Source organism: Rhizobium vallis, assembly GCF_003985155.1.
Classification (GTDB): Bacteria; Pseudomonadota; Alphaproteobacteria; order Rhizobiales; family Rhizobiaceae; genus Rhizobium; species Rhizobium vallis.
Genome location: NZ_ML133719.1, coordinates 1 through 15572 on the forward strand (window position 1 = coordinate 1; position 15572 = coordinate 15572).

General features: G+C 57.6%; 10 protein-coding genes and 3 pseudogenes. 8 read left to right on the plus strand and 5 right to left on the minus strand.

The features are described from left to right. Positions 1-115 (plus strand): annotated as a pseudogene (locus EFQ99_RS34220) (IS481 family transposase); the annotation flags it as partial. 1046 nt (positions 116-1161) lie between these two features. Here EFQ99_RS34220 and EFQ99_RS34230 read toward each other — a convergent pair. The 3 genes and pseudogenes from EFQ99_RS34230 to EFQ99_RS34240 all read right to left on the minus strand — a co-directional run bounded on the left by EFQ99_RS34230 (position 1162) and on the right by EFQ99_RS34240 (position 4637). Further along, entirely contained in the window at positions 1162-2079 is a 918-nt protein-coding gene (locus EFQ99_RS34230) for a recombinase family protein (RefSeq protein ID WP_008534020.1), read from the minus strand. A gap of 992 nt (positions 2080-3071) precedes the next feature. Continuing rightward, positions 3072-3459: pseudogene (locus EFQ99_RS34235) on the minus strand (hypothetical protein); the annotation flags it as partial. 23 nt (positions 3460-3482) lie between these two features. Further along, a complete protein-coding gene (locus EFQ99_RS34240) occupies positions 3483-4637 on the minus strand; it encodes a site-specific integrase (protein WP_097603693.1) in 1155 nt (384 codons plus the stop codon). An 821-nt stretch (positions 4638-5458) separates the two neighbouring features. Between EFQ99_RS34240 and hxsB the strand changes: the two genes are divergently transcribed. The 4 genes from hxsB to EFQ99_RS34260 are packed head-to-tail and all read left to right on the plus strand — an operon-like array spanning position 5459 to position 9779. After that, a complete protein-coding gene (hxsB, locus tag EFQ99_RS34245) occupies positions 5459-6865 on the plus strand; it encodes a His-Xaa-Ser system radical SAM maturase HxsB (protein ID WP_097603695.1) in 1407 nt (468 codons plus the stop codon). Beyond that, positions 6862-7944, plus strand: coding sequence for a His-Xaa-Ser system radical SAM maturase HxsC (gene hxsC, locus EFQ99_RS34250; protein WP_097603696.1), 1083 nt, complete (start codon positions 6862-6864; stop codon positions 7942-7944). The genes hxsB and hxsC overlap by 4 nt, the downstream gene beginning before the upstream one ends. Beyond that, positions 7941-8594: a His-Xaa-Ser repeat protein HxsA gene (hxsA, locus tag EFQ99_RS34255; protein ID WP_097603697.1), complete on the plus strand. Its 654-nt coding sequence runs from the start codon at positions 7941-7943 to the stop codon at positions 8592-8594. The genes hxsC and hxsA overlap by 4 nt, the downstream gene beginning before the upstream one ends. A 24-nt stretch (positions 8595-8618) precedes the next feature. Then, positions 8619-9779: a COG3904 family protein gene (locus EFQ99_RS34260; protein WP_097616073.1), complete on the plus strand. Its 1161-nt coding sequence runs from the start codon at positions 8619-8621 to the stop codon at positions 9777-9779. Here the strand turns inward: EFQ99_RS34260 and EFQ99_RS34265 are convergent. After that, the gene (locus tag EFQ99_RS34265) at positions 9773-11686 is read right to left on the minus strand and encodes a DUF4236 domain-containing protein (protein WP_097616075.1); all 1914 of its coding nucleotides are present in this window, start codon (positions 11684-11686) and stop codon (positions 9773-9775) included. The two genes, EFQ99_RS34260 and EFQ99_RS34265, sit on opposite strands and share 7 nt — an antisense overlap. 604 nt (positions 11687-12290) lie before the next feature. Here EFQ99_RS34265 and EFQ99_RS34270 point away from each other — a divergent pair. Next, complete coding sequence (locus EFQ99_RS34270; RefSeq protein ID WP_208722856.1) at positions 12291-13742, plus strand: ATP-dependent nuclease; 1452 nt, start codon at positions 12291-12293, stop codon at positions 13740-13742. A gap of 131 nt (positions 13743-13873) precedes the next feature. Here EFQ99_RS34270 and istB read toward each other — a convergent pair. Then, positions 13874-14506 (minus strand): annotated as a pseudogene (gene istB / locus EFQ99_RS34275) (IS21-like element helper ATPase IstB); the annotation flags it as partial. Positions 14507-14656: 150 nt separating this feature from the next. Between istB and tnpA the strand changes: the two are divergent. Together tnpA and tnpB are read left to right on the plus strand one after the other, a co-directional pair. After that, complete coding sequence (tnpA, locus tag EFQ99_RS34280) at positions 14657-15064, plus strand: IS66-like element accessory protein TnpA (RefSeq protein WP_004675073.1); 408 nt, start codon at positions 14657-14659, stop codon at positions 15062-15064. Beyond that, positions 15061-15408 (plus strand): IS66 family insertion sequence element accessory protein TnpB, encoded by a 348-nt coding sequence (gene tnpB, locus EFQ99_RS34285; protein ID WP_008536653.1) that lies wholly within the window; start codon positions 15061-15063, stop codon positions 15406-15408. Before tnpA ends, tnpB begins: the two co-directional genes overlap by 4 nt. The last annotated feature ends 164 nt before the right edge of the window (positions 15409-15572 follow it).

Below are 15572 nucleotides of genomic sequence, written 5' to 3' on the forward strand. Positions count from 1 at the left end.
GCCACGATGGCTTCATCGCTACAATTGGCACAGGCCTCACGGAAGTCTAAACTCAAAACCACCAATCACTAGGCTCGCTCTTACCCAGGACAACCTGTTGAGGCTCCACATCTAGTCGCTGCCGGAGAGGATTGAGTGCTAGGTCAGCGGGTCCACTGATCGAGGTTTTTCGCCAGACTCTGCTGTCGTGGGCCAGCAAGTCTTTTGGGGTGGGACGCACTGCCAACAGCTGCTTTTCCGGTGGTCAGCTGACCACAGCTACAACACTCTGAAAAGAAACGACATTTTCGGGCGCTACTATGGACGGCGCATGACCCGCTCCTCGCGCCACCTCTCACAAGATCGGTTGTGTAGAGATAGGTACCGTCCTGTCGCCGCCATGGGTCGCGGGGTCTTGGCGGTCATTTTTGATCGTACATGACGTTCTAAGGGCATTGGTCATGGTTGCCCGGGTAGAATGGCCGACAGCCCTTCTATGCGGCTGGTGTAGTAAGGTCAGTTGATGCACGGAGCCGATTGAGCGGCTTCGTGTTCGAACGAACAATCGCGGTGTTTGTCACGACTGAAAGGAGACATTGCTTTGTAATCTTAACGGCGGTCTCCGCAGGATGCTTCAGGACGAAGACCTCCCAGGCTTCGAGGACAGTCGAAATTTGCTGGTCGTAAAACGAATGTTTGCAGATCTTCGGCCGTAATCATTCTTGTAGGAAATATAGCTGGCGGCGCGGACAAATGGCTCAATCAAATTGTCGAGCATCCTTGAAAGAACGCCGAAACGCGGACGGATTGTAAAAGAAACAAATACTGTCTGACTGAGTTCCGGCTCGCGCCCGAATTCGTCGTGCAGCCGAGACGGCTTTTTGGTAGCGAGGGGAGCGGCTGTCCTCTGCTTTTACCCGCGCCGCCGAGCGTCATGGCCCGCGCGCCTCTGCGGATCATAATCACCGCGGCTGAAGCCTTCAGCACGTTCCGGGGGAGGGGGCGAGCAGGCGGAGGAAGCCGGCTCCGCGGCGAGGATGTAGGCGCTGAGCTGAAACCGCGGAGCGATAGCGACTAGCGGTCCTGGCGCTACAGATCCCCAAAGGCCGGACCTGACGGCTATGCAGTCGAATAGCGACAAGAAAAGACTCTCTGCCATCGGGCGTCGGATGAACCATGCCCTCAACGGCGAATGAGGCCAAATCGGTGGGCTTCGTCCAGCAGGACCCGCACCGAGGACGGTTGCCAGTTCTTGCCGCTGCGCACAGGCCGTTCTCCCATCTGGTCCAGTTGCGCGGCAATGTCGCGCAGCGACAGGTTGGGATCGGCAATGGCAATTGCCGCCACCAGCTTCATCAGATAGTCTTCGGGAGCCCGGCGAGGGGATCGAGCAAGGAGTTCCTTCTCCGCGAGCTTTTCGCGTACCATGCGATGAACAGCGCGACGAAGGCGTTCGACGGTCCAGTCGTGGCCACGGCGATTGAGAACCCGCACGACATTGTCCCAACTGTGCTGCGGCCGGAGTTGACGCACCATCGGCAGCCACGTCTGCGCCGATGCAATGAGTTCATCGAGATAGAGCTTCTCCCGTGCCTGCGAGATTGCCTTGATCGCCTCCGGCCGTCGTTCTCGCAGACCGGGATTTCCAGGAAGCTTGCCGCGTGCCTTCGCCGCCTTAATGCCGGCTTTGGTACGCTCAGCGATTAGCGCCCGCTCGAGCTGCGCGACGGCGCCGAGGACCTGAAGGGAAAACATGCCCTGCGGGGTCGACGTATCGATTGGATCGCGGATCGACCGGAAATGCACGCCGCGGGCCTCGAGGTCCTCGATCACCGACAAGAGATGACTGACGGATCGGGCCAGTCGATCGAGGCGCACGACAATGAGGACGTCGCCGGCGCTAAGTTCAGCGAGTAATCGCGTCAGCACCGGTCGAGCCCGCGATGCTCCGGAACCATGCTCCTGATGGATCCGATCGCAGCCGGCTGCACGCAGCTCGTCCAACTGGGCATCGTGGACCTGTTCATCCGTCGACACCCGGGCATAACCGATCAGCCGCTTGGGAGATTGTTGGTTGTCAAATGTTTGTGGCTTTGCCATCGCGCTTGTAACGGCCCTGTCTCGAAGTAGTTTGTACAGATAAGGCATGCGTTAGAAATCGAACAGTTGCAAGCGTGTTTTAAGTGTCAAATAGCGGCCCACCAGACTCAAATCGCCACCCGAGATAAGCAACGGAGCGTCCGCACTGACAAACCCGCGCCAGCGGGCTCCTGTGGCGGAAAGGCCGGAAAACAACGGTTTTGGAGATGTCGCGAGAGCAGGGGGCCGCAGGAGGACGCCGGCGCATCATGCGGCAAGAAGGGGTCGGGATCATGCGGGCCAACTGGGGCGGCCGAATTCTGTCTCGGGGAGTCCGGTCATCCAGGACGGCCGACCACTGATTTGCGCGCTGAAATCAATCGCTGCCGAGGTGGCTTTTACTTCCCGTTTTCAGTTGAAGCGCTAAGCTGAAAAACTGGCGCCGAACTTTGACCTAATGGCTTCACACGGAGCAGGGGAGGGGAGAGCGATGTTCGAAATCATTCGAGTTGGTGGAAGGGTGTTGGAAGAACGCGCTCACGGTTGTAAAAACCGGCTAACGATAACGATAGGAATTTCGGATGAGCTGGAAACTGAGGCGAGTTAAGCAGTGTGCCAAGTGCCCTTGGAAGGTGTCCACGAACCCTCATGATATTCCGAATGGCTATAGTCAAGAACTGCATCAGGCTCTTGTCCGCACCATCGCCGAGCCGGAATCGCTGAAAGGCACCGGCCAGGTGATGGCTTGCCATGAGCATGCGCCAGGGGAGGAAGCCCACTGTGTCGGCTGGCTCATGAACCAGATCGGGCCGGCAACAACATCCCTTTGCGTCTTCAAGTCATGTCTTGCGACAATATCGAGGCGGTCATCTTGGAAGGCCCGCAGCACGAACGGTTTGAAGATACGCTGCCGAAAGGCAACGACGTCGCAGTTGGGTAGGGGTCAACTTGCTGCGATCGCCAAAAGGCAGATCAGCGGCCGCTGCCCCTTGGCACAGCTCTGATTGTTGCCATTAAAGGCCCGATGCCTTGGTGAGTTTGATCCGGAAACGGTCACGGCGCAGGTGATACTTGCGGGTCATTTCCGCGCTGGTATGACCGAGCTGTTTTTGGACATACCGCAAGTCGACCTCAGCCGAGCAGGGTGACGAGCAGGCCCTTGGCAAGCGTCTCGACCCAGCCGCAGCCGCCTTCGGTCTGGTCGCGGCCGCAATCCAGCCCGACGATCTCGGAGCGGCGCAGGCCGCCGGCAAAGCCGATCAGCAGTATCGCCCGATCCCGCATGCCGCGCGGAGTTCCCCTATCGAGCGTTTCGAGTATGGCGATCATGTGCTCGGGGAGCACGGCTTCTTTTTGGCGAAGAGGGGCTACATGGGTGTTGCGGATGCCGGCCAGAACGGTGGTGGACGTTTAGCGGCATCTAATTATAGCATCCGAGAGGCCCGGCCGCTTCGACGGGTTGCACTATTGTAATAGCTTGATGCCTGCTGAACCGAACGATGACGTGACTGCTCCATGGCTTCGGGCAGGGGAATGCCGCGATTGGCGGCCTCAGTCAGATAGCCGGACCTCAACCCGTGCACCGAAAACTCCCCGGGCTCGAGCCCGGCCATTTTCACCCGCCGCTTGACGATATCATTGACCGCCTTCGGATCGAGCGCCCGGCGCGAAACATGGCCCCAGCGATCGATTGCCCGAAACACGCTGCCCTTGTTGATCCTCGCGGCCGCCAGCCAGGCATTCAGCGCCTCCACCGGCCGGCCGGTCAGATAGACGATCTCGTCCTGGCCGGCGCCGGAGTTCTTGGTACAGCCGAGATGGATCGACAGCGAGGGCAGGGGGCTTCCATCGTCGCCAGAGACCGGCGGCTCGACCGTCAGCTGCTCCTTGCGCAGGCCGGCCACTTCGCTGCGCCGGCGGCCGCCGGAGGCAAAGGCGACCATCAGGATGGCGCGGTCGCGCAGATCGCGCAGATTGTTGCCGCCGCAGGTCGCCAGCAGTTTGGCCAAAACATCTGATGTCACCGCCTTGGCGCTCTTGCGAAGACGTTGTCTTGGCGCGGCTCGGATCGCCAGCCGGATCGCGGATTTGAGGGCAGGGGAGGCGAAGGCGCCGTCGAGACCGCGCCATTTGGTCAGCGTCGACCAGTTGGCCAGCCGTCGTCCGACGGTCGCCGGCGCGTGCGGCCCGGTCGATCGAAGAAAGCCGCCGTCGCGCAACGCCTGGCCGACTGCGGCCGGCATGCCGTGCTCGGGATCGGTCTCGCGCCGGGCCGGATCCCACAGATGATGGGCGACGAATTTCAACAGCAGCGCCTCGGGCGCCGGCCATGGGAGGGGGCTACCGGTCGCGGCCATCGCCCAGGCCTCGAGGTAGCCGAGGTCGGAGGCGAGCGCCCGAAGCGTGTTGTCGCCCATGCCTTCGTTGACCAGGTGCCGCAGCGTCTCGACGTCCTGGTCGGACAGAATCTCGGCGAGCTTGTCGCGCCGGTCGATCGGCAGCACGGCGGCGATGGTGTCGAGGGTTTCGGCCCGGCGGGCGATGGCGTCGGGCGCTGATTTCGGGGCGATGATGTCCATGGGCCTCCTGAAGCGGCGAAATCCGGCTGCCGGAATGGCGCCGGCGGCCGTGCTTTGCCCCGTTTTCGCTGATTTGCGGGCTTCTGGCAATCACTTCCGATAAGCGATACTTATCGGAAGTTAGCCATGCGCGCCGATGCCGTAACGGACGACGGAAACAAATGCTGACGTCGCTTCCGTTTTGGAAAAGAACAACATCAATTCATATAGTTAATGACGTGTAAAGATCTCAAGCTTCGGTTAACTTGCCAGCAGCGCACGCTGCGAAATGAGCCGACAGAGTATTCTGACCGAGCTTAAGCACTCAGCCAGTGGCCCGTCTGGCCTATGCCGCCTCCCGGTTCAGGATTTTTGCGGTGAGCGCCGCCTTCCTGCGGAAGGAAATCGAGATCACTTTCCTTCAGAATTGATCTCCGGCCCCAGAAGATGAGTGATGGACACCCTGTTATTCTCGGGAATAATGCAATACAACCATCTGGTGATCAAGCGGCTGAGTTGCTACAGTGATACGGAGAGGAAGTCGATCGCCATTGTCCGATGGAAAGAACAGAATCCAGCACGCCGATCCAGAGAGTTGAACGACGCACTTTGATCGATGTCGATGAAGCGCATCGACCTTACCTTGCTGCGGCCATCCTTCGTTTCAATGCAGCGAATGCTGCGGCAAGGGTCGAGGTCTCGAAGCAAATTACTTTATCCGATGACGGTACCTCGCCCATCGACACGTTGATCGCAAATTTTCACCACTGCCTCTACCGTGAGAAAATCTATTCGGAGACGCTTCCCCTTCGACGGGCTCTCATCAGCGGTGTTCTCGGGCGATGACCGTCTTCCCACTGAAATTTACGCGTTTCGCCTCTCATTACCTTTTTGCTGACGATGCGGGTGGGTATTTTCGGGGAGATCGCAACTTCCTTGAGCGATACGCCGGTGGCAATTTGACCGCCTCAGACACCGAGTTCCTTCATACGAACGGGCACGCATTCGATGAAGTAGGCGACGCCGCGTATATGGGGTTTGCATATCGGTGGGCACAGCGACTGCATCGTCCGCAGGAGCTTAACTACGTCATTCTCGTGCCGACACTTCGCTGCAACTTGGCGTGCGGCTACTGCCAGGTGTCGCGGGTAAACGAAAACACCAGTGGGTTTGACTGGACCGAGGACACGCTCGCCCAGGTTCTTCGTTTTCTTGATGGCATCGACACGGCAAGTGCGAAAATCGAGTTTCAAGGCGGCGAACCGCTTTTGCGATTGGATCTGCTGGAGACGGTTCGAGAGTTTGCGCGGCGCAAATTCAAGGACGTAAGCTTCACCGTTTGCACCAATCTGCAGTCTGTTTCCGATGAAGCCTGGGCGTTTCTCGACGCTTCGGACACATTCGTTAGTACGTCGCTTGATGGCGAACTTTCGGCTCACCAACGGCAGCGGACAATCACCTCCGGCGACACCGAGCAGTTTGTTTCGAACCTTCGGTATGCGATCGGAAGGCTAGGGCAAGGGAAAGTGTCGGCGTTGCCCACGCTTGATGTCAACAATTTGCCAACCCCGAACCAAATCATTGGGACGTTCGGCGACTTCGGTTTTCGTTCCATTTTCCTCCGGCCAATCAACCATCAAGGTTTCGCTCGGAAGCGATACCAGACAATGGGCATGGATGAGCGATGGAACGACTATCATGGCCGATTCATCGATGCGTTGATCGAGCACAATTGGACAGCAGATTTCCCTGTCGAGGAATTCTATTTCACGCACTGTCTTCGCCGGGTGCTGCGCGGCGGCCATAACCACCATGTGGACCTTCGCAACCCGAACATCCTGGGTAAGGACTACATAGTCATCGATTTCGACGGCATGTTTTATCCGTCGGACGAAGCAAGGATGGTGACGAGAGTGGGGCAGATCGACCTGAGTGTCGGCAACCTTTGGGATGGCATCGATCAGGCAAAGCTGGATGTCCTGAATGAGGAAGCGACTAACTCGTTCCATCCCGATTGCATCCACTGTCCATATCAAGCGGCCTGCGGCATTGACGTGATCGACGACCTCTCCCGGTATGGTCGTATCGACGTGACGAAGCGTGACACTACCTTCTGCCGACGCCACACCGCGATCTTCGACAAGATATTCGAGCTGCTCTATTCGGATGACAAAAAAGCTCACAAGAGCCTTGCGGCATGGGCCGGAATTCCGGAGTTCGATCCTTCGCTGGCTCCGATACACAGATGATCGATTTGCGGCTCAAGATCGATGACGTTCCAATCGATCATCCAAGTATCGTTCGCCTGCGCACCGACACGGTGGAGAGTGAGCATGATGCCGCCCTGATCGATCGTGACCACGAGAGTCAAATCTTCGATCTCGCGGGCTATTCGCTTCGCGTTTACTGCGATCCCCGAACCGATCTCGACGGCGACGTGCTCCTTCTAGTACCTGGTCGAAACTCGGCTCATCGGTTGCTGCGAGCAGGGTCGAGGCACAACACCTTCCTGGTGACCGAGCAATGCGACCAGCTCTGCGTGATGTGCTCGCAGCCTCCGAAGAAATATCACGTTGACCTCTTCGACCAATTCACAGTCGCCGCCACCTTGGCCCCGGAAAACGCGCGCATCACGATATCTGGCGGCGAGCCGCTGCTGCACAAACGAAGACTGTTTCAATTCCTCGTCGCCGCTGCGAAGGCCCGACCGGATATCTCATTTCATGTTCTGACCAATGGCCAGTTTTTCGAGCCTGGCGACGTCGCCCTAATTGATGAGATCGGAAGAGATCGCGTGTTGTGGGGCATTCCGCTGTATGCGCCTCACGCCGCACTTCACGACAGCATCGTTGCGAAGCCGGGTGCGTTTGAAACGTTGTCGCAGAATTTCACGACGCTTATGAGGGCGGGAGCGGCCGTTGAGCTTCGGACGGTTGTCCTTCACCAGAATTGGGATGTGTTGCCACAGATTGCGGACTACGTCTCGACCCGGCTTCCATTCATTGATGTCTGGGCAATCATGCAACTAGAAAATATCGGTTACGGCAGAATGAATTGGGCGCATTCGTTCAAGGATACGTCGCTGGATTTCGGCAAACTGCGGAGCGCCATCAATCTCGCGATTGGGCGCGGTATTCACACTCTTCTTTATAATTTCCCGCTTTGCACGGTTCCCCCACAGTACCGGCATTTGGCACCAAGCACGATTTCAGACTGGAAGAACAAATTCCTGGAAGAGTGCGGCGAGTGTACTTTGCGCTCTACTTGCGGTGGTTTTTTTGAATGGTATAAAGCTGATCAGGGGTTTGGGGGACTGTCACGACAATGAAGAAGCGCAAGGTTTACCTGGTGCCGTCATTGATTGCGGCCGGGTTCATGCCGTCGAAAGGCGATGCAGCGCCACTTGTCGGCCTTACCAAAAAGAAGCCAGAACCCACTCTCTTTGAGCGGCTGCAGGTCAGGCAGGTCTACACCCTTGCAGGTCATAGCTCACATTCGAGCCACGCAAGTCACAGTAGTCATGCTAGTCACGCGAGCCATGCGTCAGGCTCTGGTGGCGGATACGTTGTGCCGCGCGGCGACTACAACAACAGCACGACCTATACGCAGCCCGACCCAACGCCGAGCTATTCGCCCAATCCTGGACCGGTCATCAGAAGTCTACCGACGACTCCTAACATACCGTCGACGACTTCGACTGGAAGCTATTCGACGGGGGTTGCCCCGCAGTCTTCCTCGGTGAATACAGCCCCAATGCCGCTGAAGACGTTGCCGGGCAACTCAGACAAATTTCGGCGTATCGTTATTCAGGTTCAGACCGCTCTGGTTGCCTTCGGCTATTTCGGCGGCCCGGTAACAGGGCAGGTCGACGCCGCAACGAGGGTTGGACTTAATAAAATGCAGGATGCCTATGGGCTGAAGGTGACCGGAACGATCACGCCTCAAGTTCTCACAGCTTTTGGTATTTCAACAAACTGATCCGATCAGGTCAGGGAGGGAGCGATGCGTTCGTCTGTTTTCATTTCCTGCCTGATTTCGTTGGCCGCGCTAATCGCAAGCCCCAGTCACGCAGCGATGAGATTTGCCCATGCGAAAGCGGCGAACAACGACATCTTGTTGATTCAAGGAACGTTCGAGCCGAGCGATCTTCCTGATAAGCTCGAAGCCGAAATCAAGAACAGCGCCCCGAAATTCGTCGCGTTCATTTCGCCGGGCGGTGATACAGATGCCGCGATTGGATACGGCCGGGCTATTCGTCGGATGAAGCTTTCGACGCTGCAAGTTTCGGGTTCGAAGTGCGAGGCTGCATGTTTATTCGCCTTTGCCGGTGGAGTGCGGCGTTTTGCGGAAGACGGCTCGATGGTTGTTGATCGAACACTTCTCTCGCCGGGAAGCTCGGGCCCGCAAACAGGCACCGATAGATACAAAGCCTACTTTGCGGACATGGGCCTCGACTCCACCTTGTTCACGTTTGTCACCAATCTGACCGACGGCGATCGACGGGTGCTGTCGCTGATCGACATGGCTGGCTTTGGTCTCGTGACGGGGCAGCCTACCCCCTATCTGGCACCGACGGCGGAAGAGACTGCCGTATCCAACGAGGCGCCCTCGACAGCATTGAACGAAGCCGCGCTACAGTTTTTCCTGGAAACACAGCGGACCTGGTCGACGAACGAAGGAATGTCCTTCCTCGCGAACAACTACGGAGATCCCGTTGTCTATTACGGCTCTCGGCGCTCGAAGGCAGACGTCCTAAACGAGAAGCAACAGTTCGCTGAGCGGTGGCCTGTGCGCATTTATGCCGTTCGGTCTGGCACAGCACACGCAGCATGCTTTGATATCTGTACCGTCTTCGCTGTAGTCGATTGGTATACCTACAGCCCCGCCCGTAAAAAATCGTCGTCTGGCGCGGTAAATGCAGCGATGACATGGGACCCCGCGACCCACAAAATTCTGGCGGAGAATGGTAAGATCACGATCAAGGACAGCTCGGCGGCTGGACCGGATCGGATTATTCGTCGCTGGCTGACCGACAACGCTGCGTGCTCGTTATCGTACGCGCAGGACGCTTGTAATTCACAAGCACTGCTTCTTACGGAATTGACCAACAGCGGCTGGTGCCGCAAACCCGATGCGACTTGGGGGCCGTGCACTCCTCAATAAGTCCGACCACCGGACTGGAAGGTGTTTTGCACCTTGGGCGTGGTTTTTTGACGCGAAACTGGCCGTTGACCAAGCAGCTCCTTCGGTACCCATCCCATCGCTGACGGACCACCAGAGACATGGACCCATCCGCTTTCCGTCTCAAGGATGGCAAGCAATGCATTCTGACCGACTGCGCCGACCGGGATGTATTTTGCACCGGGTCCATCCCTCAGTTGGAAGGGCTGCTTCATGTAGGCAAACTTTGGCTCCGGTGGGGCGATGTAAGGCGGGGCGGGCGGCTCTGATGCCGCGTCCAATCTAGACGCGGCGGGCGCGGTCGCGGCTGCCGCAAGCGCCTCGAAGATCCTAGGATCGGGTGTCGGCTCCTGATCTGCCCCAAGGGAGGCAGGTGTCGAAAATGCCGGATCATTTACTGTCGCCGTAGCGTCAACGTTCGGTGCCTGGACTACGACTGCCGGCATACCGGTTTCCGAAGCAGATCCAGAAGGGGTTGTGGCAGGGGTCACCATCGTCGACGGTGATGGTGACCCTTGTGCTGAACCGGCAGCAGAGGACGCGGGCCTGCGCGGCGTTGACGATGACGATGCGATTTGCCCTGAACTGGTGGGAACAGTGGCCTGGGTTGTGACGGGCCTAGTCGATTTCTCCGCGTTTTGAAGTGCGGCAATAGCAATAGGAAGTCCAAAGATGCCCCCAATGATGAGGGCTATGGCAGGTACAGCGCTCTTTCGTCTCTGTTCATCCGGCGTAGGCGAACTTGGTGCCACCGGTGGCGATACTGACGTCGCGGCCGATGGGATCGCTTTCAGGGCTTGTGCAGCCTCCATCTTTGCCTTCGCTAAAGCTTGGAGAGCGGCGACGAAACTCGCCAGCTTTCCCACTTGCGAAAATTCCAGTACCTCGTTGAGACCGCTGTCGCTTTGCAGATGAAGGGTATCGTACAGACAGACAGGCAGCTGGCGGTTGTTCCGAAAACGCTGATCGGGCCCGCCATTCTTGTTGGGGTGCTGCCAAGTGCGGTCGACGACCTTGGCGTCATGAGGGACATGACCATCTTCGATAAACCGTGACGCTTGCCAGCGAGCGCGGAGATCAGAATATGACATTGCACCGAAGCGCGAATTGTGGGCGACCAAAGCAACGTCTGGCATGAAATAAATTATCTGCTTGCCGACATGTATCGAGGGCGGTGTGATGTTGCTCTTGATAACCTTCGGCAAAGCGTAGACGAGCTTCGTGGCAGTTCGCTTCACCAGGTGGGATGCGCCTGCATTTCTTTTCCAGGTCGTTAGATCGTTGATCGCACCGCCAGCCTCGATATGCCATTTCCCGGCACAAGAACTCAAATTGTCGAACGCCGCAATCGTTTCCTTGTACGCCTGCTCGACCGGACCATCGATATCATAGAAGAGAACTGTCGATCGGCGGTACGAGTCGAGCCACGACCCTACCGCCCAGGCGGGAAGGGTCGCGATCAGGACCCAAATCCCCACTGGCGGCGCTTTCGCCAGCACAAGGATGCCGAGGAGAGCCGTGAGCCATCCGAAAAGAGCCGACAACCGCCATTGATTGGCCTTCGCGTTGATTTCGTCCAACACCTCGCCGAAGTTCTCGTCGCGCATCAACAAGACGTCGCCGGACTCGAACTCGATCATGTTGACCGCAGGCACTTCAAAAGTGACCTGAGTGGGCGGTGGCTCGCTCACAGCCCTCTGTCGACGTTGGCCAGCATTGCCAAGTGACGCTCGATAATACAGTCCGCCTCGTCCGGCATGGATATAGTGGCCCCGAGGTCCGGTGCCGACCCTTAAGCCCTTCGCGCCGACAGAGACGCCGATACCTCCTTGAGAAAAATTAAACCGGAATGGTCCCGCTTTGACTGACTTGCGTATATAGAATGGCACCTCACGCCCCCAGACCCATTGCAACGTGGATGTTACACAGATTTTCTGGCTGCAATGAAGAATTTTGTGGCTTTGCATCCCGTTGTATTCGCCGAACGATATCCAACAACAGCTCATAACGGCAAAGCAGCCGAAACAGTTCTACCAGCGGCGTTAAGCGCCTATGCGCCCGCATTCCGGGTCATTCCAGCCCAATCCACAACTACCCGAAAGCGGACACCGGGTTGATTGTCCGTCGGCCCACAGCGGTTGCTACCGGCTGCCTTCATCATCGCGCTATTGTTGACCGTTTCCGTGGGAGCGGCGGCTTTCTCGTTGGTCGAAGGAGGCCCAGTGATAGCGGTCAGGTCTTGAGGTGTTCGCCATCTGGGCACAGGGTATTAGCCGTCCTCGTCCACGTTGACGCACCATCCTTTGACCTGGTGGGTCGTGAAACGGGGCTGCTTTCCGGTGACCTTCATCGCTTCTCGCTCTTGACCTTTCTGGCTGCGGCGGGTTCTCTCATTGGTGGAACGATGGGGATACGGCGAGTTCATTCGCCTCCAACGCTTGAAATTCAGCGGCAACTCTCGGATAAACGGCTTCGCCGTTCTCGGGGGATTCCGTGGCTGATCCGAAAAAATCGCTGATGTCAAAGTTCGACAGCCAGAAGCGCTTTGCGAATTTTGGCCCCGTCATCGTCAAGGCGAAGATAAACGGCTTTCGCGGCGTGAATGCCGAAATCAATTTTGAATATCCTGTCACCGCCCTATCTGGCTTCAACGGTTCAGGAAAGAGCACCATCGGGCAGCTCCTCCTTTGTGGATACAAGAAACTGCCCACGGCCCTGAACGCCAAGCGGTACTACGTGGTGAACTTCTTCCCCGTATCAGCAGCTGACCCGACGCCCTTCACAGATGAAGCATTCATCTCATTAAGCTACCAAACGGATAAGCCGGGTGTCCTTCAGGAGCTGACCGTCTCGCGAGCCTCGACAGAATGGTCTGGCTACAAGCGGCAACCCGAGCGGAACACGGAGTACGTAGGATTTACGGTCTACATCCCCAAAGTCGAGCGTAGAGACCTGAGCATCTATAACGCCAAGAGTATGTTGCTCGGGGCGCGAACCGATCTGGCGGACGCCGTAACGCGCGTGAGCCGGATTCTCGGATCGCCTTATGACGACGTCTATTTTCAGGATGTGGCGGCCCACAAGAAGCAAGGGCAGCTCGGAGTGGCAAGCCGGTTTGGCGCCAACTACTCCGAAAATAACATGGGCTTTGGCGAGGGAAGGGTGGTTTATACCGTCCGGCTTCTCGAAACGTGTCCGGCGCAAAGCCTCATAGTCTTGGAGGAGCCTGAAACATCGCTTCACGAGAGCGCCCAATACGAGCTTGCTAAGTATCTGATTGATGTGTCTGACCGCCGAGGACATCAAATCATTTTTTCCACCCACTCAAGTGCCATGATGAGTGCGCTTCCTCCGGAGGGCCGCAAGCTGCTGGTGAGACGGGGTGATGGTGTGACGGTATACGACCGGGTTTCGTCGTCGCGAATAAAGACAGCCCTCTCGGCCGGCGAGAGCGGTCACTCTGTAATCTGCGTAGAAGACGATTTTGCGCAGTCGCTCCTCCGCGAGATTCTCCGCCGCTATAACAAGGATTTGTTGTCTTCGGTGTCCGTAATTCCCTTCGGCGACACCAAGGCAGTTAAGGCTGCGAAAGATGCAATCCAGAAAGCGGGTTACAAAGCAATCGCTGTTCGCGACCCTGACAAGGGCGATCACAAGGCGGATTTGATTTTCAAACTGCCCGGCCAGTTGCCTCCAGAAATGGAGGTCTTCAACAATCTCAAGGTGAGACAGGCGCTATTTGATGCCTACGGCGTGGACTTCGCACAGATACTGGTCGCCAATCCAAACCTAGATCACCATCGCTACAGCCTGAATTCCTGCGACAAGGCCCAAGTCTCTCGAGAAGTGTTGGAGAGTGACTGCATACGCTCGTTTCTTGACGATGTTGGTGACGTCTGGTTCGCGGAACTTTGCAGCGATATCGAGAACGCAATTCATGGATAGCGAAAAGCCCCGAAAGGCCCTGCGGTCGATCCTGCTTATTTCGCGACGGAGACGAAGAAGCTCCTATCATCCGGGCGCTGCTGCTCGTCCGTGAAGGCCAATTGTCAAGCGAAGCGAGGAATTGACCCCCTTCATTGATTGATTGTTTCGTTTGTTTCAAGCATCGATCCGGCCTTCTGCAGAGGGCCGGAGCGATGCTTTTCGCGAAGCCGGTAGCTGTCGCCCCGGATGGTGATCACCGTGGAATGATGAAGCAGACGGTCCAATATCGCCGTTGCGACCACAGGGTCGCCGAAGACGCTCCCCCATTCTCCTACCGAGCGATTGGAGGTGATCAGGATCGATCCCTTTTCGTAGCGCCGGGACACCAGTTGGAAGAACAGGTGCGCTGCATTCGCCTCGAAGGGAAGATAGCCGAGCTCGTCAATGATCAGTAATTTCGGACGAGCCAGGATCGCCAACTGCTTGTCGAGCGAGCCGGCGATGTGGGCCTTGGCCAACATCGCCACCAGCGTCGCGGCTGTGACGAACTGCACGTTGTAGTTCTGGCGGATCGCCTCGCGACCAAGACTGACGGCAAGATGGGTTTTACCTGTGCCAGGAGGCCCAAGGAACAGCACCGTGTCCCCGTGAGCGATCCCGCGACAGGTCGCCAGTTCCCTGATTTGCCCATGATCAAGCGACGGCTGCGCCTTGAAGTCAAAACCGTCGAGTTCGCGCACGAACGGGAACTGCGCCAGCTTGCTCGACATGGAAGCTGCCCGTGCGCTATCGCCCCCAAAGAAGCCACCGCAAGCAGGCCGACCACTTGTTTTGCCGGATAATTGAGTTTCACAGTAAGCCCACGGTGAAGGCCGTCTTGCGATAGAGGGCTTCTGACTGCCAGTCCTAGTGGTAACACTAGGAGTAGTCATATGACGAAGCATCCAATTGAGGTGATCACGTCTGTAGAGCGCCGTCGGCGCTGGTCACGCGAAGATAAAGAGCGCCTTGTCGCTGCATGCTTTGAGCCAGACGCGGTCATCTCCGAGATTGCCCGCGCGGCCGGCATCCATGTCAGCCAGTTGTTCCGTTGGCGCAAAGAGCTTTGCCGGATCGAGGAGCCAAGGTCTGATACGGCGACTTTGGTGCCGGTGATCGTATCCGAGGCCGCTTCGACAGTCTCTCCCGTTCAACCGGAATCGCCCACCACATCCCACCCTCGTCGGAAGCGTAGCGATGTGACAATCGAGCTTGGACGGGGTCGGCGCGTGCGCGTGGATAGCGACATCGATACGGATGCCCTTGGCCGGATTCTCGATTGCGTGCTGGGGCTGCGATGATTCCGGTTCCGAGTGGCGTGAAGGTCTGGCTGGCGACAGGCCACACCGATATGCGAAAGGGCTTCCCCGGTTTGTCGTTGATGGTGCAGGAGGCGCTGAAGCGCGACCCGATGTGTGGACACCTGTTCGTATTCCGCGGCCGCGGTGGCGGTCTGATCAAGGTGATCTGGCATGACGGCCAGGGCGCTTGCCTGTTCACGAAGAAGCTGGAGCGCGGCCGCTTCATCTGGCCATCAGCGGCCGATGGCACGGTGGTGATCACGCCTGCGCAGCTCGGTTATCTGCTGGAAGGTATCGACTGGCGGATGCCGCAAAAGACCTGGCGGCCGACGTCGGCCGGATAAGCAAAAACACTGGAATGACAGGGTCGAATATGATTCCATCCTGTTATGAGCAATGCGACCGAAGAGCTTCCGGACGACCTTGCCAGTGCGCTTGCACTGCTGGCCCAGGAACGCGCTCGACGTGTCGCAGCCGAAGCAGAAGCAGCGACCGCCAAGGCAGAAGC

What these genes read in the sequence shown, in the direction of transcription:
- EFQ99_RS34230 (WP_008534020.1), bottom strand. Translation starts at nt 2,079, where the DNA reads ATGGCAAAGCCACAAACATTTGACAACCAACAATCTCCCAAGCGGCTG.
- EFQ99_RS34240 (WP_097603693.1), bottom strand. Translation starts at nt 4,637, where the DNA reads ATGGACATCATCGCCCCGAAATCAGCGCCCGACGCCATCGCCCGCCGG.
- hxsB (WP_097603695.1), top strand. Translation starts at nt 5,459, where the DNA reads ATGACCGTCTTCCCACTGAAATTTACGCGTTTCGCCTCTCATTACCTT.
- hxsC (WP_097603696.1), top strand. Translation starts at nt 6,862, where the DNA reads ATGATCGATTTGCGGCTCAAGATCGATGACGTTCCAATCGATCATCCA.
- hxsA (WP_097603697.1), top strand. Translation starts at nt 7,941, where the DNA reads ATGAAGAAGCGCAAGGTTTACCTGGTGCCGTCATTGATTGCGGCCGGG.
- EFQ99_RS34260 (WP_097616073.1), top strand. Translation starts at nt 8,619, where the DNA reads ATGCGTTCGTCTGTTTTCATTTCCTGCCTGATTTCGTTGGCCGCGCTA.
- tnpA (WP_004675073.1), top strand. Translation starts at nt 14,657, where the DNA reads ATGACGAAGCATCCAATTGAGGTGATCACGTCTGTAGAGCGCCGTCGG.
- tnpB (WP_008536653.1), top strand. Translation starts at nt 15,061, where the DNA reads ATGATTCCGGTTCCGAGTGGCGTGAAGGTCTGGCTGGCGACAGGCCAC.